18 protein-coding genes are annotated in these 22,971 nt (G+C 56.5%); 11 read left to right on the top strand and 7 right to left on the bottom strand.

What is annotated here, in order from left to right; all coding sequences use genetic code 11:
* Positions 1 to 134 precede the first annotated feature (134 nt).
* The 4 genes from PSR63_RS13220 (at position 135) to PSR63_RS13205 (ending at position 6,139) form a co-directional block, all read left to right on the top strand.
* On the top strand, positions 135 to 2,078 hold the full coding sequence (locus PSR63_RS13220; protein ID WP_274333926.1) for an ABC transporter substrate-binding protein: 1,944 nt from the start codon (positions 135 to 137) through the stop codon (positions 2,076 to 2,078).
* A 69-nt stretch (positions 2,079 to 2,147) separates the two neighbouring features.
* Positions 2,148 to 3,128 (top strand): ABC transporter permease, encoded by a 981-nt coding sequence (locus PSR63_RS13215; protein ID WP_274333925.1) that lies wholly within the window; start codon positions 2,148 to 2,150, stop codon positions 3,126 to 3,128.
* Positions 3,129 to 3,140: 12 nt separating this feature from the next.
* A complete protein-coding gene (locus PSR63_RS13210) occupies positions 3,141 to 4,244 on the top strand; it encodes an ABC transporter permease (protein WP_274333924.1) in 1,104 nt (367 codons plus the stop codon).
* A 20-nt stretch (positions 4,245 to 4,264) separates the two neighbouring features.
* The gene (locus tag PSR63_RS13205) at positions 4,265 to 6,139 is read left to right on the top strand and encodes an ABC transporter ATP-binding protein (RefSeq protein WP_274333923.1); all 1,875 of its coding nucleotides are present in this window, start codon (positions 4,265 to 4,267) and stop codon (positions 6,137 to 6,139) included.
* 7 nt (positions 6,140 to 6,146) lie between these two features.
* On the opposite strand, the gene PSR63_RS13200 is transcribed toward PSR63_RS13205, so the two are convergent.
* Positions 6,147 to 6,356 (bottom strand): hypothetical protein, encoded by a 210-nt coding sequence (locus PSR63_RS13200; protein WP_274333922.1) that lies wholly within the window; start codon positions 6,354 to 6,356, stop codon positions 6,147 to 6,149.
* A gap of 180 nt (positions 6,357 to 6,536) precedes the next feature.
* Between PSR63_RS13200 and rlmN the strand changes: the two genes are divergently transcribed.
* From rlmN to PSR63_RS13185, 3 genes are read left to right on the top strand one after another with little or no spacing between them, the layout of a single operon-like run.
* Positions 6,537 to 7,610 carry a 23S rRNA (adenine(2503)-C(2))-methyltransferase RlmN gene (gene rlmN / locus PSR63_RS13195; RefSeq protein ID WP_274333921.1) on the top strand — a complete coding sequence of 358 codons (1,074 nt, stop codon included), beginning with the start codon at positions 6,537 to 6,539 and terminating at the stop codon, positions 7,608 to 7,610.
* A 33-nt stretch (positions 7,611 to 7,643) separates the two neighbouring features.
* Positions 7,644 to 8,309: a hypothetical protein gene (locus PSR63_RS13190; protein WP_274333920.1), complete on the top strand. Its 666-nt coding sequence runs from the start codon at positions 7,644 to 7,646 to the stop codon at positions 8,307 to 8,309.
* 33 nt (positions 8,310 to 8,342) lie between these two features.
* A complete protein-coding gene (locus PSR63_RS13185) occupies positions 8,343 to 8,876 on the top strand; it encodes a hypothetical protein (protein WP_274333919.1) in 534 nt (177 codons plus the stop codon).
* Between the two features lie 73 nt (positions 8,877 to 8,949).
* Here the strand turns inward: PSR63_RS13185 and metG are convergent, their stop codons facing one another.
* From metG to PSR63_RS13155, 6 genes are all read right to left on the bottom strand, one after another.
* Positions 8,950 to 11,010 (bottom strand): methionine--tRNA ligase, encoded by a 2,061-nt coding sequence (gene metG / locus PSR63_RS13180; protein ID WP_274333918.1) that lies wholly within the window; start codon positions 11,008 to 11,010, stop codon positions 8,950 to 8,952.
* A gap of 157 nt (positions 11,011 to 11,167) precedes the next feature.
* Complete coding sequence (locus PSR63_RS13175) at positions 11,168 to 12,610, bottom strand: sulfatase family protein (RefSeq protein ID WP_274333917.1); 1,443 nt, start codon at positions 12,608 to 12,610, stop codon at positions 11,168 to 11,170.
* Between the two features lie 54 nt (positions 12,611 to 12,664).
* Positions 12,665 to 14,551 (bottom strand): sulfatase-like hydrolase/transferase, encoded by a 1,887-nt coding sequence (locus PSR63_RS13170; protein ID WP_274333916.1) that lies wholly within the window; start codon positions 14,549 to 14,551, stop codon positions 12,665 to 12,667.
* 60 nt (positions 14,552 to 14,611) lie between these two features.
* A complete protein-coding gene (locus tag PSR63_RS13165; protein ID WP_274333915.1) occupies positions 14,612 to 15,517 on the bottom strand; it encodes a sugar phosphate isomerase/epimerase family protein in 906 nt (301 codons plus the stop codon).
* 11 nt (positions 15,518 to 15,528) lie between these two features.
* Complete coding sequence (locus PSR63_RS13160) at positions 15,529 to 16,641, bottom strand: SMP-30/gluconolactonase/LRE family protein (protein WP_274333914.1); 1,113 nt, start codon at positions 16,639 to 16,641, stop codon at positions 15,529 to 15,531.
* Positions 16,642 to 16,723: 82 nt separating this feature from the next.
* A complete protein-coding gene (locus PSR63_RS13155) occupies positions 16,724 to 17,719 on the bottom strand; it encodes an NADPH:quinone reductase (protein WP_274333913.1) in 996 nt (331 codons plus the stop codon).
* Positions 17,720 to 17,913: 194 nt separating this feature from the next.
* On the opposite strand from PSR63_RS13155, the gene PSR63_RS13150 reads away from it, so the two are divergent.
* The 4 genes from PSR63_RS13150 to PSR63_RS13135 all read left to right on the top strand — a co-directional run bounded on the left by PSR63_RS13150 (position 17,914) and on the right by PSR63_RS13135 (position 22,818).
* A complete protein-coding gene (locus PSR63_RS13150) occupies positions 17,914 to 18,693 on the top strand; it encodes an SDR family NAD(P)-dependent oxidoreductase (RefSeq protein WP_274333912.1) in 780 nt (259 codons plus the stop codon).
* A 172-nt stretch (positions 18,694 to 18,865) separates the two neighbouring features.
* Positions 18,866 to 21,181, top strand: a complete 2,316-nt coding sequence (locus PSR63_RS13145; protein WP_274333911.1) for a serine/threonine-protein kinase — start codon at positions 18,866 to 18,868, stop codon at positions 21,179 to 21,181.
* Positions 21,182 to 21,323: 142 nt separating this feature from the next.
* Positions 21,324 to 22,127 (top strand): TPM domain-containing protein, encoded by an 804-nt coding sequence (locus PSR63_RS13140; protein ID WP_274333910.1) that lies wholly within the window; start codon positions 21,324 to 21,326, stop codon positions 22,125 to 22,127.
* Positions 22,128 to 22,140: 13 nt separating this feature from the next.
* The gene (locus PSR63_RS13135) at positions 22,141 to 22,818 is read left to right on the top strand and encodes a TPM domain-containing protein (protein WP_274333909.1); all 678 of its coding nucleotides are present in this window, start codon (positions 22,141 to 22,143) and stop codon (positions 22,816 to 22,818) included.
* Positions 22,819 to 22,971: the final 153 nt, after the last annotated feature.

Here is a 22,971-nt window from a genome sequence, read left to right as displayed (position 1 = left end):
CCGTTATTGACCCATTTTTTTGATACGTTTACGATTCCAAGGGGATTAATTAGGAAAATTGCATCGATTGGGTCAGCTCACAGCGTTGCTAGCGGTGGATTCCATTTGATGCTGTCTCGTTAAGAGGTTGCGTAATGACAAACGTCCGTGGCGCCCTGGCTATCCATCTCTTCTTGTTCCTCGTGATACTAGCCCCATTGGCTGGTTGTACCGGAGGTTCCTCGGAATACTCGGAAGACGAGATCCAGGCAGCCATCGAAGAGTTCGACTACGAGAAAGGGGTCAAAGGTTTCGAGCCCCCATCGCTGGAAGAACTGGACGCCAATAACACCTGGAAGGACAAACCAGTCATCAACCTGCTCGACCAGCTCAAGCAGCAACTGGCTAACTACGAACCTCCGATGCCTCCGGCGGAAGCCGTCAATCTAAAGTCAGAAAACGACGAGCAGATCCAAGAGATCCTCGAGTCGGTCAAGGTCCTCCCCAAAAGCGAAGACGAAGTCAATTGGGACGCGACGTGGGTGCATCACGTTGCTGGTGATATCAACAGCCTGAACCCACTGACGATGAGTTCCACGTCGGACTTCGACGTCGCCGGACTGACCGGCGTGGGTTCGATTACCTCGGATATCGACCTGAACGCGGTGGGCAACGGAACGTTCATCAAGTCGTGGCAGGTTAATGAAGACAACACGGTCCACAAGTTCGTCATTCGCGACGACCTGACCTGGTCGGATGGCAAGCCGATCACGGCCTACGACTGGGAGTTTACCTTCAAGCTGGTGAAGCACCCCGATATGGTTGCTTTCATGCCGGCCATCTCCAGCGGTATGGAGACGGTCCTCTACCTGAAGGCCTACGACGACTACACATTCTGCATCTTCCACGAGAAGTCCACCGCTGTGAACGAGTGGAAAGATGAGTTTCCGGTCATTCCGAAACACATCTACTACGAATCGATCGCGATGGACCCCAGCATGGTCGATAGCGACATTCACCTGAAGCTGGAAGAGACGCCGGTCGTCGGCGGTCCGTATGAGGTCATCTCGCGAACCCGCGGCAAGAACGTGATGCTTCAGCGTCGTGAAGGCTTCTACATGCACGATGGCAAGCAGGTTCGCGATAAGCCGTTCTTCAAGAACATCCGCATGGAAGTGATTACCGACACCAACACGGCACTGCTCGCGCTGTCGGCAGGCAAGATCGACGAAATGGAGATTCCGGCTCCTAAGTGGAACACCGACGCCAACACGCCAGAGTTCTTTGCCAACAACGTAAAAGTGAAGGCTACCGAGTGGACCGAGTATCACATTACCTGGAACTGCGAGTCCGAGTTCTTTAAGGACCCCAAAGTTCGTCGGGCAATGAGCTATGGCATCGACTACAAGGAACTGCTGGACCGCGTTCTGGATGGCTTGTTCGAGCAAGCCAATGGTCCGTTCCATCCGACCTCGTGGATGGCCCCGGAACCGCCGCTGCCGATGTTTACGTACGATCTCGACAAGGCCCGTAAGCTGTTGGACGAAGCCGGCTGGGTCGATAGCGATGCTGACGGTATTCGCGACAAGATGATCGGTGACAAAAAGGTTCCCTTCCACTTCACCCTGATGCGGGGACAAACGCCCACCTCGGAAAAGGTTGCCCGCGTGATTGTTACCAGCCTGAACAAGCTGGGCATTAAGGTCGAAGAGCGGGCCACCGAGTTCACCGTTCTGCAGCAGAAAGCCCAGGACCACACGTTCGACGCGATGCTGGGCGGTTGGGGTTCTGGTACCGATCCGTTCTACACCAAGAACATCTTCGGCACCGGCCAGACTCGTAACTACGGCCAGTATTCGAACAAGAAGGTCGATGAGCTGTACGAAGAAGGTATGGTCGAACTGGATCGCGAAAAGCGAGCCAAGATCTACCAGGAAATGGCCACGATCTTCTACGAAGACCAGCCGTACACCTGGCTCTTCTACTTGTCGTCGCTATATGGGTTTAACAAGGACATGCGAGGTTACGAATTTAGTGCTCGTGGCCCGTTCCACTATACGCCCGGCATGGAATCGGTTTGGAAGATTAAGCCGCTGTAGCCTAGCCGTCCACCTGATCGATCGATTCGCAGTGTTCCTTCCACCAACCTTTCCAAGTCGTTCTTTCGCATGCTGACCTATATCGCCCGTCGCCTCCTGATTGGCATCTTCACATTGCTGGCGGTGACCTTCATTGTGTATGGGCTTATCCGGAATATGCCGGGCACGCCGCTAACCATCATGCAAGAAACCGTCCGCATGGACGCCATGATGTCGCAAGAGCAGATGGACAAGCTGTCAAAGCAATACCGCTTGGACAAGGCCTGGTATGTCGGTTACTGGTATTGGCTAGGCGATGTCATGCAAGGCGACCTGGGACGCGGCATCAATGATCGCCGGAAGGTCACGATCATCATCGGCGAGCGACTCCCTAAGACGCTGATCCTTACCGGCACGTCGCTGGTTTTGACCTACCTTCTGTGTATTCCCATGGGGCTCTGGTCGACCGCGAATGCCTTGTCGTTCCGCGAACGGCTGGTTAGCACGATTCTTTACATTCTGTACGCGTTGCCCAGCTTTGTGGCGGCCGTCTATTTGAACTTGATCATTGCGGTGCGTCTCGAGTGGCTACCTCTGTACGGGTCGACCGGTGAAGGCTATGCCGAGATGAGCACGCTGGGCAAGTTTTGGGATGTTCTATCGCATGCCATTTTGCCGGTGATCTGCTTAACCTACACATCGCTGGCCTACTATACCCGCTTCATCAAAGCCAACATGATGGAGACAATCCAGCAAGATTACATCCGAACCGCGAAGGCCAAAGGGGCCAGTCCGAGTAGCATCTTGGTGAAGCATGCGTTCCGGAACTCGCTGATTCCTCTGGTCACGATCATCGGCTTGACGCTTCCCGCATTGCTGGCCGGCTCGGTGATCCTGGAAACCATTTACCAGTGGAATGGCATCGGCTATCTCTTTTACCAATCGATCACCATGCGAGAGTATCCGGTGATTATGGGCTTGGTATTGATGTTCTCGGTCATGACGCTGCTCGGTCAGCTGCTGGCCGATGTTCTGTACGCATTCGTTGACCCCCGGATTACTTATTCGTAACTCATGAGTGCCGTGCCTGAACCTGCTCAACAGCCCGTCAAACCAACCAAGCCTGCGGTCTCGCAAGGCTTCTGGGCCACTGCCTGGCGTTACTATCGACGTCGTCCGATGGCCATGCTGGGGCTTTACTTCGTTGGCTTCCTCGCGCTGGTTGCCATCTTTTCTCCGGCGATCGCTGGTACCAAGCCGATCGTGTGCTCCTACAAAGGGAATATCTATTTTCCCTGCATGGGCTACTTTTACGCTCCGTGGGAAAACGCGATCTTCACCACCGGCGATCACTTCGAGAAACGTTACGAACCCAACCTCAAAGCGAACGATCCTGATAGCTGGGCCATCTGGCCGCTAGTTCGCCAAGACCCGATCGAACGCGTCCGCGAAGACTGGTTTGAAGGGCAACCTGGCAACCCCGACAAGGCCGACGGGAAACCGAATTGGCGCAACCTGATGGGGACCGACTCGAACGGTGTCGATGTCTTCGCCCAACTCGTGCATGGAACCCGCGTGGCCCTGTTGGTCGGTTTCGTATCGATGGGCATTGCCGGAGTCATTGGGGTCACCATTGGTGCCTGTGCAGGCTACTTTGGCGGCTGGGTCGACTTCGTGCTTTCCCGGTTCATCGAAATCATCCTGTGCGTTCCCACGCTGATTCTGGTGATCGCCCTATTGGCCATCGCCGAGCATCCCAGCATTTGGCAGGTGGTGGCCGTGATTGGCCTTACCGGGTGGACCGGTATCGCACGACTCACGCGGGCTGAATTCCTCAAGATCAAACAGATCGAGTACGTTGCCGCGGCGAAGGCCATGGGAGCAGGTTCCATGCGAATCATGTTCATCCATATCCTGCGAAACGCCTTGGCACCGATTCTTGTGCCGATCAGCTTCGGCATTGCCGCTGCCATTTTCACTGAGAGTGCACTCAGCTTCCTCGGGATTGGTGCTGACACACTGACGCCGACTTGGGGTCGCGTCCTGCACGAAGGGCAGAACAACATCCGCTCGATGTGGTGGCTGATCTTCTTTCCTGGGCTGGCCATTTTTACCACCGTGTTGGCATACAACCTGATCGGTGAAGGAATCCAGGAAGCTACCGACCCACGAACACGCGACGCCTAACATCCTTGTCCGATCCGACCATGACCAAAACCCTGCTTAAAGTCGACAACCTGCGGACCTACTTCCATGGCGAGGAAATCGTCAAGGCCGTGGACGGCATCTCCTTCCAACTCGAGGAAGGGGAAACGCTGGGTATCGTCGGTGAATCCGGCTCCGGCAAGTCGGTCACGTCGCTGTCGATCATGCAGCTGCTCGCACGCAGTGCCACGATCGAGGAAGGCAGTATCTCGTTCCTGGGTACCGATCTCGTTCGCCTGCCTGATCCGGCGATGCGGAAGATTCGCGGTAAAGACATCAGCATGATCTTCCAGGAACCGATGACGTCGCTGAACCCCGTGTTCACCGTCGGCGCGCAGGTCATGGAAGCCATTCGCCTGCATCAAGATCTCAACAAAAAGGAAGCCCGCGAACGGACGATCCAACTGTTCGAGGAAGTGGGCATCCCCGAACCGCACAAGCGCGTCGACTACTACCCGCACCAGATGTCTGGCGGTCAAAAGCAGCGTGTCATGATCGCGATGGCCCTCAGCTGCAATCCCAAGCTGCTGATTGCCGACGAACCGACGACCGCTCTCGACGTGACCATCCAGGCCCAGATCCTCGATATTCTTCGTCAGCTGCGTGACAGCCGTGGGATGTCGATTCTGTTCATTACGCACGACCTGGGTGTCATTGCCGAGATTGCTGACCATGTGCTGGTCATGTACCGGGGCAACATTGTCGAAAACGGTAACATCCGCCAGATCTTCGAGAATCCCCAGCACCCATACACTAAGGGTCTGCTGGCCTGTCGTCCGCGCCTCGACACGAAGTATCGTCGACTACCGACCGTCAGCGACTTCATGGAGTCGAAGACGACCGAGTCCGGCGTGGAGATTATCGAGAAGGAGATGTCGCAGGAGAAGTTCGATCAACTGATGGTCGAAGGACGAGGGCGACTCCTGCATCCCAAGCAGGCCTTGCAGGAAATGGGACACCCTTGGGAAGAGGGTTCTTACACGGCCGACACGAAGGCTGTTGCTGATGACGAGCGACCACTACTTTCAGTGCGTAACTTGAAGGTTCACTTCCCGATCCGCAAAGGGATTTTCTCGCGGGTCAGCGGTCACGTGAAAGCGGTCGACGGAATCGACTTCGATGTCTATCGCGGACAGACGCTGGGTCTGGTTGGCGAGTCTGGCTGTGGCAAGACAACCAGCGGACGAGCCATCCTGCGTCTGATCGAGCCCACCGATGGTACGGTCGAATTTGAAGGGGTGAATGTTCGCGGCCTGCATGGGTACGCACTTCGCGAGATGCGGAAGAAGATCCAGATCATCTTTCAGGATCCCTACGGCAGCTTGAATCCACGCATGACGATCGAGTCCGCTATCTGCGAACCGATGGTCATTCAGAACATCGGCAAGACGAAGAAAGAACAACGCGATCGAGCCGCGTATCTCATGCAGGAAGTGGGGATGAATCCCGATCATCTTCGCCGCTACCCGCACGAGTTCTCCGGCGGTCAGCGTCAGCGTATCTGCATTGCCCGGGCGCTGTCCGTCGAGCCAGACTTCCTCGTCTGTGACGAATCAGTCTCAGCGCTCGACGTGTCGGTCCAAGCCCAGGTCCTGAACCTGCTGAAAGACCTGCAAGAGAAGCGCGGCCTGACGTACATCTTCATCAGCCACGATCTGAGCGTGGTCAAGTTCATGGCCGACATGATGGCCGTGATGAACGAAGGCAAGATCGTCGAATTCGGCCCGGCCGAAGCGATCTATGCCGATCCGAAAGAGGAATATACTCGTAAGCTCATCAACGCCACGCCGCGAGACGACCTCGAACACATCGACCGACGGCAAGCCGAGCGGCACGAGGCAAAAGCTGCTCGTTTAAAGTCGGCGGCATCGGTCTAGCCGTCGCCTAATTCTTCCCTGGTTGATGTCTCAGGTAGGCCCAAAGCCCGTAGGCGAAAACGGCCATGCCGAGGACGAGTGTTCCGACTCCGGCGGAAGACATCAACGATGTCGACTGCGGGTTCAGGTAAGACGTCGACAGCAAGAAGAGCCCCAGGGCCGCGATCCCGCCGCCAACCACGGTGAACTTCCAGTGGTGATAGGTGTTGACGTTCATTGGTTGACCTCACTCTTCGCAACGAATTATTCGGTCGAGGATCGGAAACTACTTCTATTTTACCCTATCTACGGCGCATGCTCCTGGGAAAAACGTGAATTCAGACGGCCAACCACCGGCATTCATCGTTGAGTGAATGGGATAACTGTTATACTGGGAAAACCCTGCAGAGAACCCTTTATGCCGTATTGGTACGACGTCACAGCCTGGAACGAGCGATTCGGAAACGATTCGCAAACCGTCCATTCCCTCCGCAAATTTCGCACGCGGTGGCTGAAGCAGGGCTGGGCTTTCGAAGAAGCTCTCTCGGAAGTCGCCCCCAATGTGGCGGATATCTTACGATCCGAGATCGAGCCCCACCCCCTGACGCTGGCTGAACGGCTCGACTCGCAGATGGACGGGGCGACGAAGCTGCTCTTTCGCACCGACGAGGGGCTGATGATCGAGTCGGTCATCCTGCGTGCCGGCACCGGCCGGACGTCGCTGTGTATCTCGTCCCAAATTGGCTGTGCGGCCGCCTGTCGCTTTTGTGCCACAGGCCAGATGGGAATTGCCCGGAATCTTACAGCCGCCCAAATCCTGGATCAGGTCGTCCAGGCCAACCAACTGCTGCGTGACGAAGACCGCCGCGTGCGGAATATCGTCTTCATGGGCATGGGCGAACCACTGCACAATCCTGCAAACCTTCACGATGTGATCACCGCCCTGACGTCTCCCCTGTTGTTCGACTACTCACAGCAGCGGTTGCTCGTTTCGACGGTAGGCATTCCCGACGAAATGCTACGTCTCGACGAGCGATTCCCGAGCGTCAACTTGGCCCTCAGCCTGCACAGTGCCGACGATGCTGAACGCCAAGATCTGATTCCGCTGGCCAAAAGTGTCTCGCTAAGCCGCTTAAAAGAGACCCTTTTGCGGCTTCAGCTCAGCGACCGGCGGCGAATCATGATCGAGTACCTGATGTTAGAGCAACGCACCGATCGGCCTGAGGATGCCGAAAAACTGATCCGTTTCCTGAAAAACGTCCACGCACACGTGAACTTGATCCCGTACAATTCGATCGACGGCGCCGATCATCTGCGGGGAAGCAATCAGGCAACAAGAGATCGTTTTGCAGACCAACTGAAACAAGCTGGTTTTCCCGTCACTATCCGCTATTCGCTAGGGGCCGATATCGCCGCCGCGTGCGGACAGCTGATTCAGCGAGAGAATCGCGAGATCGCCAAACAATTGCGAGCCAACCCAGCCGCCACCTGAACCACGGATCCGAAACCAGGAGAAGCCCCGGAAATGTCCGCACCGATTCAGTGGGAGTATCCGCTTTACCTCATCGCGCATGGGGGCGGTTACACATCGATTGTCGATCCCAAAGATACCGATGATCAGCCCCAACATATCCTGACCACGCACTCGACCGAGCAGGTCGCGCTCAACTTCATGCAGCAGTTCGCCATCATCGGCGAACCTCGCCAGTTGAATAACGATCGCGAATTCCGCTGGTTTCTTAAAAGCCTAAAACTGCCGGTAACCCAAGTCGCTTATGATCCCGAGCCAATCGAGTTCGACATCAACGCCAAGTGGGTCGCCAAGATCAAAACGCTACTGGAAGATTTCCTGATCGTCGACAATTCGCCTTGGAATTACCCAGTATTTGTCATCAAGCAGGAAGATGGTTATTCCAGTACCGTCGGCAACGACGAGGAAGGGAAGCCGATCACGCTGATCAACCTGTTCACGGACGAAGAAAAGGCCAAGAAGTACGCCACCACGGATGACGGCTCTGGCGAAGTGATGACGCTGCACAACATGGAACACGTCCGCGAGATCCTGCTGGGGCTTCGCGAATCGGTGTCCGCCGTGGCGATGGATCCGGTATACGAGGAAAACGAAAGCAGTTCGCAGTACTGCATCGGCGTCGAGGCCCTGCTGGACAAGTACCTGGTTCTCGATCAGTAGCACGGCCAGACACCTCAGGCAGGGATGCACGATATGGGCGATGACAGCTACTTACCTTACTTGATGTTCTTCGGAGGACTCATCCTACTCATCTGGATCTTGATGCGCCGAAACTGGCGCGGCCAGATACGAGCGAAGAAGGCCCGCGGAAAAGACGACAACTACCTCGTCTCGAACCCCAGGCCGGAGAACAAAGAGTGGTCGATGTCCGGCGGTCCAGCCGAGCTGAACCAGTGGCAGGTTGAAATGCTCGAACGGACACGAGAACTTCAGGCCATCGTCGATACCAAGCTACTGATTCTACAGCGTACGCTGATGAAGATCGAAGCTGCCCAACTCACGCCGGAAGAACGCCGTCCAATCGAGCGAACGCTGCAAGAGAGCCGCGAGTTGGTCGGAGAGGGAAGCCCCAATTTCAGTGCCGTGTCGGAGCTACTCTGCGACGAAGTAAAACGTGCCGAGGTCTATGCTCTCGCCGACCAAGGTATTTCGCAGGCAGAAATCGCGAAGCAGATGAATCTCGATCCGTACGCAGTCGAGATGATCCTCAACCTGAGGGATGTCTAAACATCAAAAAAGGCTATCCAGGAAACACCGGGACAGCCTTTCTGAAAACTGAAGACTGAAAACTTCAAACTAATCAGTGAATCCGCTGACCTGGCTTCGCACCTTCGTCAGGGCTGAGCAGGAAGACTTCTTCACCGCCTGGGCCGCTGGCACAGACCATGCCTTCGCTGAGGCCAAACTTCATCTGACGCGGCTTCAGATTGGCTACCATCACGACCAACCGGCCGACCAGATCTTCTGGTTTGTAGGCTGCCTTGATACCGGCGAAGACCTGCTTGCGATGATCGCCACCCAGTCCGAGGGTCAGCTTCAACAGCTTACGAGCTTCCGGCACTTGTTCGGCCGAAAGGACGCGGGCCACACGCAGGTCGACCTTCACGAAATCGTCGATCGTGCACTCTTCGGCCATGGGCTCGTCGACCATGGGCTGCGCGCTGTCGTTGAACTTCGCAGAGGTCTCTTCGGCCTGGTTGTTCTCAGCCGGAGCTTCTGCCGCCGCTTCTTCCTTACTATCGTCGATCATGGCTTTCACCTTGTCTGCTTCAACACGTTTCATCAAGTGACTGAATTTATTGACCTCGGTCCCAGTGAGCGGCGTCTTGGCCTGATCCCAACTGGTAATCGGATCGTTTAAAAGTTCGCCTGTTTGTTCGGCCAGCTTCGGTAACACCGGCGACAAGTACACGACGATCTGCCGAAACAAGTTCAGGCCGACCGTACAAACATCTTGTAGCTTCTGGGCGTTGGCCGGATCTTTGCGAAGCTCCCAGGGCTTGTTCGCTTCGATAAACGGGTTCGCCGCGTCGGCAAGCTCCAGGATCAACCGCATGGCCTTGTTCAGATCGCAGTCTTCGTAGGCCTTGGCAATCTGATCGCCGGCAGCCGCAGCCTTCTCGAACAAGCCATCGTCGTCGGGATACTCAGCCGACAGGCCGGACTTCTCGACGAACTTGGCCGTCCGCGAAGCGAGGTTCACGACCTTACCAATCAGGTCCGAGTTGATCTTGTCAGCGAACTCCTCGAGGTTCATATCGAGGTCGTCCAGTCTCGGACCAAGCTTCGATGCATAGAAGTAACGCAGGTAGGCCGGATCCAAGTGCTTCAGGTACGTCGCCGCTTTAACGAACGTTCCGTCGCTCTTGGACATCTTCTTGCCATCGACCGTCAGAAAGCCGTGGATGTGAACCTTTGTCGGCAGATTGTAGCCGGCCGTCTTAAGCATGCCGGGCCAGAACAGCGTGTGGAAATAGGTGATATCTTTCCCGATGAAGTGATGCACTTCCGTTTCAGGATTCTTCCACCACGTGGCCAGGTCTTCGCCGTTGGCTTTGCACCACTGCCACGACGAGGCGATGTAGCCGATCGGGGCGTCAAACCAAACGTACCAATAATCGCCAGGACTGTCGGGAATCTCGAAGCCGAAGTAAGGCCCCGGACGCGAGATGTCCCAGTCACGAAGTTCGTCGTGCAGGAAGTGCCCCTTCAAGTAGTTGGCGACTTCGTCCTGCAAGTGATATCCGCTCTGTGTCCACTCGTCGAGAAAGCCATGCAGCTTTTCCAGGTGCACAAACAAGTGCTTGGCTGTCTTTAGCTCTGGCGTGGCCCCTGAAAGCGTACTCTTCGGATCAATCAGGTCCGCTGGAGTGTAGGCGGCACCACACTTCGAGCAGTTATCGCCCGGCTGATTCTCGGACTTACATTTCGGACACGTACCACGCACGAAACGATCGGCCAGGAACGTCTTCTTCTCGGGATCGAAAAGCTGATGCACGTCCTTTTCGACGACCAGATCGGCATCGCGCAGCGACTGCCAGAACTCGGCGCACAGCTCGCGGTTCTCATCGCTGTGGGTCGACCCGTAGTTATCAAACTGAACCCCAAACCCGGCAAAGTCCTGCTGATGTTCCTCGCTCATCTTGGCGATGAACTCTTCTTCGGTCACTCCGTTCTTTTGAGCGCTGATCATGATCGCCGTGCCGTGCGTATCGTCGGCGCAGAAATAACGGCAATCGTTGCCCGACAGCTTCTGAAAGCGGACCCAGATATCGGTCTGGATGTATTCCACCAGATGTCCGATATGGATCGGCCCATTCGCATAGGGCAGGGCAGAGGTGACCAAAATGCGTCTTGGCATGGGGGATTCCTCGTAGGTGAGGTCCTACTCGTAGGGGTTTCAACGTCAAGAATTGGGCATTGTACCGCACGATGCCTTTGGCGCGGAGTGCGGTCCAGCGAGAGAGACAACCGCCACCTGGGTGCGGTTCGCTGGCAAAATGTCCCGAAAAATGGCCCTATTTAGTCAAGATACGGGCTGTTGGCTCAGGAAAATGGCCTGCTCGTCGGCGGCCAGGGCCAGGGTTCTCGTCATCCCCAAGATCGTCCTGGATCTTCTTCGCCAGAAGCATCATTTGCTCTACGATTTCGGGATTTTCCTTGGCGACATCACTCGTCTCCTGCAGATCCTCTTTCAGATTGAAGAGCCTAGGCTGGGCAAATGCTTCTTTCTCTTGCTGCCAGCCACCCCTCACGTTCTGCAGAGGGAGATACAACTTCCAATCGCCGCTGCGAACGGCCTGAAGTTGATCGAACATGTAGTAGTAGAACGCCTCGTGAGGCGACTTCGCGCCGGGCGTCCCTTTTAACAGCGGCAGAATGTCTTTGCCATCAATCACGCGATCCTGCGGCAACGGGGCTCCGGCCAGATGAGCGATCGTGGGATAGAGATCCATCAGCGAGGCGACCTCGGCACACTCGCTTCCGCTAGGGATCGTCCCAGGCCACCAGGCAATCGTTGGAACGCGCATGCCACCTTCCGCCGTCGTGTACCCCCAACCTTTGAGAGGTTCGTTCGATCCCTGAACTGGGTTACGCCGCGGCGCACCATTGTCGCTCGTCCAAATGACAAGAGTCTGCTTGTCGAGCTGCAGTAGCTGAAGTGTTTTCAAAATCTGTCCGGTGGACCAGTCGAGTTCCTCGATGGAATCTCCCCAAGGTCCGTTCTTACTCTTCCCTCGAAAAGTATCGCTGGCATAGGGAGCCCGCGTACTGCCTGGCATTGCCTGCGGCAGGTAAAGGAAGAACGGCCGCTCGCGGTTCTCGGTGATGAAACGAATCGCTTCGAAGGTATACAGCCTTGTCGCCATGTTCAGGTCGACCGGGGCATCGATCACCTCTTCATCGCGCATCAGCGGTAGATCGGGCCATGGCTTACCAGCACGAGGCGTCATGTCATCGCTGTAGGGAATTCCATAGAAGGAATCAAAGCCTTGCCGCGTGGGCAGAAACGGCAACTGATCCCCCAGATGCCACTTACCTATGATCGTGGTAGCGTAGCCCTTGGTCTTCAGTAGCTCGGCAAGCGTGATTTCATCTGGCGAAAGCCCTTTCGGCGAAACAGGCTGCAAGACAGCTCCGCCTGTGTCGCTGCGATGCATGTCGACCCGCGGCGGATAACAGCCGGTCAATAGCGCTGCCCGAGATGGAGTGCACACGCCACTGGCCGCGTAGAGGTCGGTCAGCTTCATTCCCTCAGTGGCCATCTGGTCGAGATGAGGCGTGCGATGCAGCTTCGATCCAAAACAACCGATGTCGCCGTAGCCCAGGTTATCGCACAAGATCACAATCACATTGGGCGGACGTGTTTCCTGCGCCCACAGACTCTCCCCGAAGCCAAACAGCGAGAGCGCCAGGCATAGGGCCACAAAAAAAGGGCGAAGCGGTTGAAGCAATGCCATCGTCGGTTCCATTTCGTGAAGACCTTTTGGGATCGGAACGTCTGAGCGTAGCGATTAAGGAACCGTGTTGGTGGTTCCCTGGAGCTCATTCAGGGCTCGGTTTGTCACGCGAACACGGTACTTGCCGTCGGAGTTGAAGCCCTTTTGATACTTGAGTCCCTGCTTCATCTCTTCCATCACTGGGCGAGCTTGCTCGTCGATTTCATCCAAAACAATCGCCGCCTGAAGCCGTTCCCACTGTTGGCCCGTGGTCATTTCCTTCACCAGTACCGGCAAGGCACTTTCCGGCAGTCCCATGCGGCAAAGGGCCCTGGCAGCGGCAGTTCGCACGGCGGAAGATTCATCGCTCAGAGCAGCCTGAACGATTTCTGCGGCGTCCTCGCGCGCTGGCTCACCGATATTGCCAATCCCGGTGGCTGCCCAGTATCGCACGGCATCGTCTTCATCCTTTATGGCTTGAATCAGCTTGGGTAGTGCCGACTGGCCTTCCGATGCTAGGGTCGCCGTGGTGGCAATACGCCGGTTGACCTGGTCGCTGCCTGGTTGTCGGAGTACCGCGTACTCGCTTCCCAACTGCTTCGAACGGTGAACGAGGATTGGCTCGGGAATCAGTCCCGTATCGCGCGTCTCCAGCACCCACTGCCGATGAGCGGCCCGCATCCTCTTGAGGACATCGGCGTACTTCGGATCGTCAGCCAGGTTATTCACCTCGTGTGGATCGGCCTGGCAGTCGTAAAGCTCTTCCACCGGCTTCGTGTTTGAAAAGAAATACTCGGCCTTGGCTGGCAGTTGTCCCTTCTCATGCAGTCGACGAAGCTCGCTCATCGTCGCCCCTTTCTCCGGGGTGTTCATGTACTGGTAGTACGTCTTCAGCGGCTCGTAGTTGCGGATATATTTGAACTGCTTGTCGCGGACCATCCGGATGATATCGTATCGCTCGTCCATCCGATCGCGTGCCCCGTACACGTAGTCACGTGGAGTCACATCGCTACCCAAGAATGGCTGACCCTGCACGTAGTCAGGCACTTCGACTCCTGCCAACTTCAACACAGTCGGTCCGAAATCGATTGAGCTGACCAGCTGGTCATTTATTTCTCCTGGCGTCCCTTGTGCATCGACGCGAAACTTTTCCGGAATGCGAACAACCAAGGGAATATGGGTACCCGAGTCGTACAGCCAGCGTTTGGCTCGCGGCAAGCCGACGCCATGATCGGACCAGAACATGATGATCGTGTCTTCGTACAAGCCGTCGTCTTTCAGCTGCTGAATCAGATTGCCTGCCCAGTGATCCATGGCCGTGATCAGCTCGTAGTTGCGTTTCCAATCTTCGCGAACGACCGGCGTGTCGGGATAGTATGGCGGCAGTTCGAGCTTCGCAGGATCTTGTCGCTGCTCTGGCGTTAACACCTTCGTGACCGATTCGTATTTGCCCTTCGAGGCAATGCCTGACTCGTGACAACCGGTGAAGTTGAACACCGAAAAGAACGGCTGCGACTTGTCGGGGCGATTGCGCCAATGGGCTTTGCCGGAAGACGCGTCCCAGGTTTCTTTGGGCGTGCGAAACTGATAGTCCTGCTTCGAGTTATTTGTGCAGTAGTAACCTGCTTCCCGCAGGTAAATGGGAAACGGCTTGATCTCGTCGGGCAAGGTCGCCGTGCAGCGCATGTGCTGCGAACCGAGCGAGGTCTGGTACATGCCGGTGATGATCCCGCTACGGCATGGAGCACACACGCCGGCCGTGGTAAACGTGTTGGTATAGCGTACACCTTCGGTGGCCAACTGATCGATGTTGGGCGTGATGGCGTGCTCGTCACCAAAGCAACCGATATGCGGGCTAATGTCTTCGCACGAAAGCCAAACAATGTTGGGACGCTGGTCCGCCCCAAGCGTTGAACCGACAAATGCAACACACGACAGGATGAGCGCGGATAAGATTCTCACAATGCTCTCCAGGAAAGGTGGGGTTTTGAGGCAGGCCGGGAGTTGGTAGTGACCGTGAAACTACGACGCGAGCTTCTGCTTGAGCCAAGCCAAATCGCGTTTCATCGCCGCGATATGGTTCGAGACCTGCTTTGCTTCTTCACCATGCAGGTACTCGACATGCAGCGAGATCGGACCGTTATAGTCACTCGCTTTGAGCAGCTTCCAGAACTCGCCAGGAAGCTCTCCTTCAGTCACCGAGCACCACGCCGGTCGGCCGCTGTTCCCTGTAAAGTCCTTGATGTAGACCGAGCCGAGGTGCGACTGGACCAAGTTCCACTGGATCGGCCACGACGTGTTACCTTCGACCCGGGCATGTCCGATATCGAATGCCATCGACACGACTTTAGGATCGTACTGGCGAACCAGCTGCATGATGTCCCAGATCGGCGCACCCACGTAATGGCTGCCGGAGTGATTCTGGTAGACGGCCTGAATGCCGATCTCCTCGTTCATTGCCGCCAGGTCTTTCAGCTTGGCGCCGGCTTCGCGGACCTGGCGGACGACTGGCTTCTTCAAGTCATACTTGTAGTACGACATGCGATACCGCGGGATGCCCAACTCTTTGGCCACCTTCAGCGTCTCTTCCGCGTTGGGCGAATCGACGCTGTTGATGCTGGAAGTCAGTATGTCGATCGTGAGGCCCTGCTTCTTCAGCGCTTCGACGAACTTGGGCAATTCCTCCGCCACATTCTCCGGTTCGATATGACCTCCGACGCGGATTGGCGCTTCGATTCCATCATAGCCAATCTCGGCCACCTGTTTGGCCATCTCGTCATAGCTGAGCGGCTGCAGAAACTTGGTAAACGTGATCAGCTTCCAGCGGCTGGGGGAAGCATCGTCGGCGGAAAGCGAACCACCAAGGCCTACCGCGGCGGCGGCAGCCAGAGAACCTTGAAGCATCTGTCGTCGATTGATCGCGTGCATTGGATAATTCCTTATTCGCTTACGGGCACGACTTTGCGAACCCGGTGATTGTTCGTATCGCCGATGTACAAAGCGTTATCCACTCCGACACCAATCCCGTGCGGGCGATCCATCTTGGCCTTCGTCGCTGGGCCATTATCGCCCGAGTAACCACGTCCTTGCGGTCCGATGCCAGCCACGGTACGGATGCGATCGTTCTTCACGTCGATCTCGCGAATGGCCTGATTTTCGGTGTCGACCACGTACAGACTGCCGTTGGGTGCTTTGACGATTCCCTTGGGACCATTCATCGTTGCTTCTTTGGCACTGCCGCCGTCGCCGCTATAACCCTTCTTGCCTGAGCAGGCCACGTGATACACGATGCCGGTCTTCAAGTCCAAGCGCCAGACACTGTGTCCTTCTCGCAAAGCGATCCACAGATCGTTTCCATCGAGATAGAGTGCCCGGGGACCGACCATCGACTTCCCAACCGTTGTCTCGCCGTCGATTGGCAGCTTCTTATCACCGTTGCCAGCGATTGACTGGATAACCCCAGTCTTTAAATCGATCGCGCGGATTCGATGGTTCTGAATGTCAGCCACATACAACGTTGAGTCGTCTTCACTCAGCACAATGCTGTGCGGTCGATTGAACTGGGCCTTGAGCGCTGGGCCGCCATCGCCAGAGTAGCCGGGCTTGCCGGTGCCTGCGACGGTCGAGATGGTTCCGGTCTTCGCATCGACTTTGCGAATGAGGTGGTTCTGCATCTCCACGAAATACATGTCACCATTGCCAGCGAAGCGGACTTCGTAGGGTTCGTTGAGCTGGGCTTCGGTCGCCGGTCCGCCGTCACCTGCATACCCTTTCGTGCCGTTACCAGCGACGGTCGTGACCTGCTTGGTCTTCAGGTCGACTCGCAGCACACGATGGTTTTCGACTTCTGTCACATACATCGCCCCATCCGGGCCGATCAGCACACCGAATGTCTGACCAATGTTGACCTGGTCGACCGGGCCTTCCATTTTGCCCAGTTCTTTTTGGCCAGTACCTGCGACGGTGACGATGTTGCCGTATTCGGTCGCTAGGAGATCGGTGGCAGGCAAGAACGAGAGGAAGGTTAGTAGTAAGCAGAGGCGGGACATCATGCGGCTCACTCGCGAAAGGGATTCAATTCATTTGACACTGATTACGAGTCGAGCCGCATTATAGTTCCTAGGAAACCCTAATTCACGGCTTGATCAGGATTTTCCCTGCCAGGGTGCCTGCCTGCCGCAAGGTATTGTCTTCCTGCAACTTATGGGCAGCAGCCGCTTCGGAAAGAGGAAAGACCATCCCGATCTGTGGCTTCAGCTTCCCCTCCGAAAGCCAGCGGCTGATCTGCTGGCCACACAAGTCCATCTCTTCGGGGCTCACTTTGAACATCACGAACCCATGCAGGCTACAACCTTTGACGTAGAAAGGACCGACGGGAAACTCCGGGCGGGCATCGCGACCTGCCATGAGCACCATCCGGCAACGCTCGGCGGCAATGCTCACCAGGAAATCGAAGTCGGGCTCGCGGACGGTTTCCCAAATCACGTTCACGCCGTTAGGACAAACCTTGAGGACTTCCTCGGCAACGTTTTGTGTCTTGTAGTTGAAGACATAGTCGGCTCCGAGTTCTTTGCACAATTCGGCTTTCTCATCCGAGCCTGCGGTGGCCAGAACCGTTGCTCCCATCGCTTTGGCCATCTGCACGACCATTGAGCCAACACCGCCGGAACCACCATGCACGAAGATAGTCTCGCCAGACTTCAGGGCCGCGTTGTCAGCCCCCAAACCGAGATGAGCCGTCACGCCGGTCAGTGCACAGGCCGCAGCGGCATCATCGCTCACGTTGTCAGGCGTGGCATACAACCAGTGCTCGTCGACCACGGCGTACTCGGCGAAGGTGCCCTGACGTCCGACGAGTCCTTGATTCGTTCCCCATACGCGCTGACCCACCTGGTAACGATTAGCGCCAGGGCCAACCTTTTCAATCGTACCGGCCAGGTCACTACCGGTAACAAACGGCTTGGGCAGTTCCCAATAGTTGGCTCCGTTGCGGATATAGGTATCGATGGGGTTGAGCGCTGCCGTACCGATCTTCACCAAGACCTGGCCTTCGCCTGGTTCTGGCGTGGGGATTTCGCCAACCTGGATAACTTCTGGTGGTCCCGTTTCTTCGATGTAGGCTGCTTTCATCAGTTTCCTTCCTTCGGGGTGATCGCCGTATAGTGACTTTCCCCCATCCTATCGCTCCTGCTATGCCAGACAAGTTAGGGCCACTTCTCACGCCATCGAATAACCGGCCCGATGCGTACTTCTTCCAATTGTTCGTTGACCACCTGGTATGTCAGAATAGAGACACGAAAGCACATCTCTGAGGAACCTGCACCATGAAGAACACAGCCTTGATCACCGGAGCATCCAGCGGCATCGGTCGCGAGTTGGCCTGGGTCCACGCCGAGCATGGTGGCGACCTGGTCCTGATTGCTCGTCGCGGTGAAGTGCTCGAAGACCTGAAGAAGCAGATCATCGAGAAGCACAAAGTCAACGTCATGTGCATCGCCATCGATCTGAACGAACCACGTGCCGTTCACCAGGTGTACGACCAGGTCGACGCCGCCGGCATCGAGGTCGACATCTTGATCAACAACGCCGGCTTCGGCAATCATGGGCCGTTCTATCAACACGATTGGAAGACCGACGGCGGGATGATTCACTTGAACGTCACCGTCCTCAGTGAAATGACCCACCGCTTCATGCAGGGCATGCTTGAGCGGCAACACGGACGTATCCTCAACGTCGGCAGCACAGCGGGATTTCTGCCGGGTCCGATGATGGCGGTCTACTACGCGTCGAAAGCGTACGTCCTCAGCTTTTCGCAGGCCATCAATGAAGAAGTTGCCGAACTTGGCGTCACCGTCACGGCCCTCTGCCCAGGACCGGTGGAAACCGAATTCTTCCAACGAGCCCACGCCAAGCAGGTCAGCATGTTCAAAAAGGGCTCGACCGTGACTGCCCGTAGCGTCGCCGAGCTGGGCTACCGCGCGATGAAGAAGGGACGACTGGTCGTGATCAACGAATGGCGATTGTGGTTCCTCTTGAACTGGATCACCCCATGGGTGCCTCGACGGACGTTGTTGAAGATCTCGAAGTGGCTGTTGAGTTCGTAGATGAGCTGATCTGTAGACTTTTCGTCCCTTGCAAGCAGTTATTTCCCATCGACGAGCAAATCGGTCGCGTAGAACAGTCCATTTACCCCCAAAACTTCTCCCACGGGCTGAATTTGGCAACTAAACTTGAAGAAGTACTAGTCCCACTCGCACCCTTCGGACCCTACTTCGCATGTCTTCTGAGAAAGCCCCAGTTCCTGATGCTCGTTTTGCCGAAACGATGGCCGGCGCCAGCGGTGATTTCAGCAAAGAGCAACAAGACATCGCCATTGCCGCGCTGATTCTCCGCATGGGGGTGATCTCGGAACGCCAGCTGTCTCAGGCACTTTCCACCTGGACGCTGCACGGCGACTTGCCGCTTCACGAACACCTGGTAGCGCTGGGGCACATCGACGTCGACACCTGCAACCAGTTGATCGAACGCAGTCCGGCCCTGCTCAAAGAAGTTCCCCCGGGCGGCAGCGATACCGACTTCACCTCGGCAGAAACGGTCGTGGCGCGAACGCTCGACTCGGTCGATCCTTCCGGAGTGATTGCCCGCTTGATGGGAATCCACAGTGTTTCAGGTTCGGGTGCCAACGACGCCACCGGCTTGCGATCGTCGATGGCTCGCTATCGACTTATCCGCAAGCTCGGCCAAGGCGGCCTCGGTCGCGTCTGGCTGGCCTACGACGAACATCTGAAACGCCCTGTGGCCGTCAAAGAAGTCACCGCCCCGGACCAATCCTCGGCGCAAGAGCGTTTCCGCCGCGAAGCCGAGATCACCGGTCGACTCGAACACCCTGGTATCGTGCCCATCTATCACCTGGGTGAAGACATCGAAACAGGCCAGGCATTCTATGCGATGCGTTTCCTCGGCAAGCAGACGCTGCACGACACGATTCAAGAGTATCACGAACGCCTGAGCGAAGGGGATCACGACCCGATGCTGCTGCGGCGTCTACTGACCGACTTCGTCAACGTGTGCCAGGCGATCGGTCACGCCCACTCGCGAAAGGTCATTCACCGCGACCTGAAACCCGAGAACGTCGCGATCGATAACTTCGGTCAGGTGATCGTGATCGACTGGGGCATCGCCAAGGTCATCAACGAGCTGCAAACCAGCGACGGCCAGTCCGGCACGCACGCGATGCACGCCAGCAATCAAAGCACGATGGACGGCCAAGTGCTGGGGACGCCTCTTTACATGGCTCCTGAACAAGCGGCCGGTCGCGTCGATGAACTCGATGAACGCACCGACATCTACGGCCTGGGGGCGATCCTCTTTTCGATCCTGGCCGGATGTGGCCCACACGAACACACGCGCGACGCTTCGAAATCGGTCAACGGAAGAGAATTGCTGACCGCCATTGCCGGGCATCCAACTCCCAACGCGGCCGATGTGAATCCCGATGTCGATCCCGCCCTGGCCGCCATCTGCGCCAAAGCGATGGCCCGACGTCAATACGCGCGGTATCAATCGGCATCAGAGCTGGCCGAAGAAGTTCAGCGCTGGATGGCCGGCGAAAAAGTCGCTGCCTACCAGGAGCGCCCCGAGCAGCGTCTGGCACGTTGGATTCAGCATCATCGCATTGCCTCGCAGTTGGTGGGCCTGGTACTGGTGACCTGCCTGGTGGCCATGACGGTGTTTGTGGTCGACTCGTACAAAGCGAAGAACGCAAGACGTCAGAGCCGCTTCGACCAAATGCAAGCGTATAGTCGCGAACTGGAAGTCCAACTGAAAACGACTGCCGAGAGCCTGTCGAAAGACGTCCGCTTCATGTCGAGCCTGCCGCCCATCCAAGGCATCATCGTAGCCCAAGAAGAAAACGCGGAAGGCGAACCGGAAGACGTTTGGCGTAGCCGACTCGAGCTGATCTACGAAGAATTCCTGCGGGCCAATGTCGAATACATTTCGATCAGCTTCACCAAGATCACCGAGGGAGCGGCCGAGGATGTTGTTTGTGTCGAACGCAATGTGCGCGACCCCGCTTACCTACGCCGTGTGCCGGCATCGCGTCTGACCACGCACGAAGAACCCGAGGTCTTAGCCCAGGTATCAAGACTCAACCGCGGCGATATCTTCCTGGTTGTCCGCAGCGCCGATGACAGTGAAAACGATCGCGTCGAAGAAGGCGTACGTCTCGTCGCAATCACCCCGATCTACGACGACAACTCAGGCAGTCTGTTTGGTGCGGCGGTCATCGCAATCGACTTACGACACCAACTCGTCGATTTCCTGACCCATCTCGACCAAAGCAACTCCGTCATTCGCGTGACCGATCGCCAAGGCAAAATCTGGGTTCGCGATACGCCCCAATCCGGCGTCGTCGAAACGAACAAACCGGTCAGCATCACCAGCGAACTGCCGGAGCTGAAAGCGTTCTTCGACGACGAAGATACCAAGCTGTACAGCGACCCAAGCGATGGAGTGATTGCCTCGAAGGTCTTGCTCGACCATTTCAACGGGCAAACGACCGTGGGCATTGTGCTACAACTGGTCGAGTAGTTTTCTGGCAGACGTGTCACGCAATGCCATGCATCTGGATTGTCGTTACGTTACAATCCTAGCTCATGCCGCCTCAGGACGATTGTCCCCACGGGGCAATCATGATCTTCCGAGTGCGTATCCACGGAGAAAGTTGCGACTGATGCCCATCACACGCTGTTGCCAAAGTCTGATGTTGTGCCTGCTGATTGGCATCTCAACGGTCTGTTTCGCTTCGACCGCATCGGCAATTCAAATCGATATCGAGAAGCCTGGTGATCGCGAGTTTGTGCGTGACCTGGCCGAGATGATCACGCCGGAAGACGAAGAGAAGATTCGGGAAGTTTGCGATAAGCTGCTGACCGACAAAGAAACGCCGATCATCGTGATCACGATCGACTCGATGGCCCAGCACGGCGGCGAAGGTCTGCGGATCGAAACGTTCGCGACGCTGCTGTTCGACCAGTGGGGAATCGGCCACGCTCAGATCAACGGACAAGAGTGGAACACCGGTATCTTGCTGTTGGTTTCCAAGAACGATCGCAAAGCCCGAATCGAACTGGGCGGGGGCTGGGGACGGCGCGAAGATGGTCTCTGTCGACAGATCATGGATGAACAAATCATTCCCCGCTTCAAGCTAGAGCAGTTCTCCGAAGGCATTGTCGCCGGCGTCGAGTCGCTCGACTTGATGGCTCGCAAGCTCGAACTTCCTACCAAGCCGCGTCCTTTGTGGCACTATGCGGTCGGTGCTGGCTTCGTAGGCCTGGCGATCTTCACCGCGGTATCACTTTATCGACGTGGCTCCAGTGGTTGGGCATGGGCATTCTGGGCCGTCGTATTCACGGTTGTCGGTGCGATCCTGTATCACATGGCGACCAGTCGCAGCAGTGGTGGTGGAGGCGGATTCAGCGGCGGTTCATTTGGCGGTGGCTCTTCCGGTGGCGGTGGTGCCACTGGCTCTTGGTAAGGAAAAAGTAGCTATGCAACGTGCATCCACTCTCTTCAGTGCCGAACAGCGTCAGAAGATCCAGGAAACCGTCGCCCAGGCCGAAAGCAACACCTCGTGCGAAATCGTCCCGGTCGTGGCTACGGCTTCGGGCCGCTACGATCGAGCTGAAGATATCCTTGGCCTTTGGCTGGCGACGATCGCGGCCGTCTTGGTTTGGACCCTATATCCTCGAGCGACGGAAGAAGTGGGAGACTGGGCCGGTACGTCTTTCGATTCTGGTTTGTTGGCCTTGGTGGCAAGCATCGTGGTCGCGTTTCTCGTAGGCGCCGTGCTCGGAAGCCAGATTGACTGGCTCCGGCGGCTATTTACCCCGAGCGATCAAATGAAAGACGAAGTCGCTGCCAAAGCACGCCAGGCCTTCTTCGATCGGCGCGTACATCACACCAGCGGCGCGACCGGCCTATTGATTTACGTTTCGCTCTTTGAACACACAGCGACGATCCTGGCCGACCAGGAAGTCCTTGAAAAGCTCGGCCAAGCTAAGCTCGATGAACTCTGCCAACAGCTAACCGAAGGTCTTCACCTAGGGCATCCGACCGAAGCAATCTGCGCGGTAATTGAGTCGGCAGGCCAACAACTGGGCGAAGTGCTACCGCGAACCGCCGGGTCGACCAACGAACTGCCCGATGCTTTGGTGTTGATGGACTAAGCGATCTCCGACTCGCAATCGTCGACACACGACAGCCGTGCTTCTAGCGTTCTTACGCGCCCCTCTGCGCGCCGATAAGTCGGCCCTCTTAAGCAATCGTGATTGGGCTTAGAAGTCGCTCCATTTCACTAGGGCGGCATACCTCTACACAAG

Source organism: Bremerella sp. P1, from assembly GCF_028748185.1.
In the GTDB taxonomy this organism is placed as follows: Bacteria; Planctomycetota; Planctomycetia; order Pirellulales; family Pirellulaceae; genus Bremerella.
The sequence above is the reverse complement of the archived record's forward strand: the minus strand, read 5'-3'. Positions and strand labels throughout refer to the sequence as shown.

What these genes read in the sequence shown, in the direction of transcription:
- PSR63_RS13220 (WP_274333926.1), top strand. Translation starts at nt 135, where the DNA reads ATGACAAACGTCCGTGGCGCCCTGGCTATCCATCTCTTCTTGTTCCTC.
- PSR63_RS13215 (WP_274333925.1), top strand. Translation starts at nt 2,148, where the DNA reads ATGCTGACCTATATCGCCCGTCGCCTCCTGATTGGCATCTTCACATTG.
- PSR63_RS13205 (WP_274333923.1), top strand. Translation starts at nt 4,265, where the DNA reads ATGACCAAAACCCTGCTTAAAGTCGACAACCTGCGGACCTACTTCCAT.
- PSR63_RS13200 (WP_274333922.1), bottom strand. Translation starts at nt 6,356, where the DNA reads ATGAACGTCAACACCTATCACCACTGGAAGTTCACCGTGGTTGGCGGC.
- rlmN (WP_274333921.1), top strand. Translation starts at nt 6,537, where the DNA reads ATGCCGTATTGGTACGACGTCACAGCCTGGAACGAGCGATTCGGAAAC.
- PSR63_RS13190 (WP_274333920.1), top strand. Translation starts at nt 7,644, where the DNA reads ATGTCCGCACCGATTCAGTGGGAGTATCCGCTTTACCTCATCGCGCAT.
- PSR63_RS13185 (WP_274333919.1), top strand. Translation starts at nt 8,343, where the DNA reads ATGGGCGATGACAGCTACTTACCTTACTTGATGTTCTTCGGAGGACTC.
- metG (WP_274333918.1), bottom strand. Translation starts at nt 11,010, where the DNA reads ATGCCAAGACGCATTTTGGTCACCTCTGCCCTGCCCTATGCGAATGGG.
- PSR63_RS13175 (WP_274333917.1), bottom strand. Translation starts at nt 12,610, where the DNA reads ATGGCATTGCTTCAACCGCTTCGCCCTTTTTTTGTGGCCCTATGCCTG.
- PSR63_RS13165 (WP_274333915.1), bottom strand. Translation starts at nt 15,517, where the DNA reads ATGCACGCGATCAATCGACGACAGATGCTTCAAGGTTCTCTGGCTGCC.
- PSR63_RS13160 (WP_274333914.1), bottom strand. Translation starts at nt 16,641, where the DNA reads ATGATGTCCCGCCTCTGCTTACTACTAACCTTCCTCTCGTTCTTGCCT.
- PSR63_RS13155 (WP_274333913.1), bottom strand. Translation starts at nt 17,719, where the DNA reads ATGAAAGCAGCCTACATCGAAGAAACGGGACCACCAGAAGTTATCCAG.
- PSR63_RS13150 (WP_274333912.1), top strand. Translation starts at nt 17,914, where the DNA reads ATGAAGAACACAGCCTTGATCACCGGAGCATCCAGCGGCATCGGTCGC.
- PSR63_RS13145 (WP_274333911.1), top strand. Translation starts at nt 18,866, where the DNA reads ATGTCTTCTGAGAAAGCCCCAGTTCCTGATGCTCGTTTTGCCGAAACG.
- PSR63_RS13140 (WP_274333910.1), top strand. Translation starts at nt 21,324, where the DNA reads ATGCCCATCACACGCTGTTGCCAAAGTCTGATGTTGTGCCTGCTGATT.
- PSR63_RS13135 (WP_274333909.1), top strand. Translation starts at nt 22,141, where the DNA reads ATGCAACGTGCATCCACTCTCTTCAGTGCCGAACAGCGTCAGAAGATC.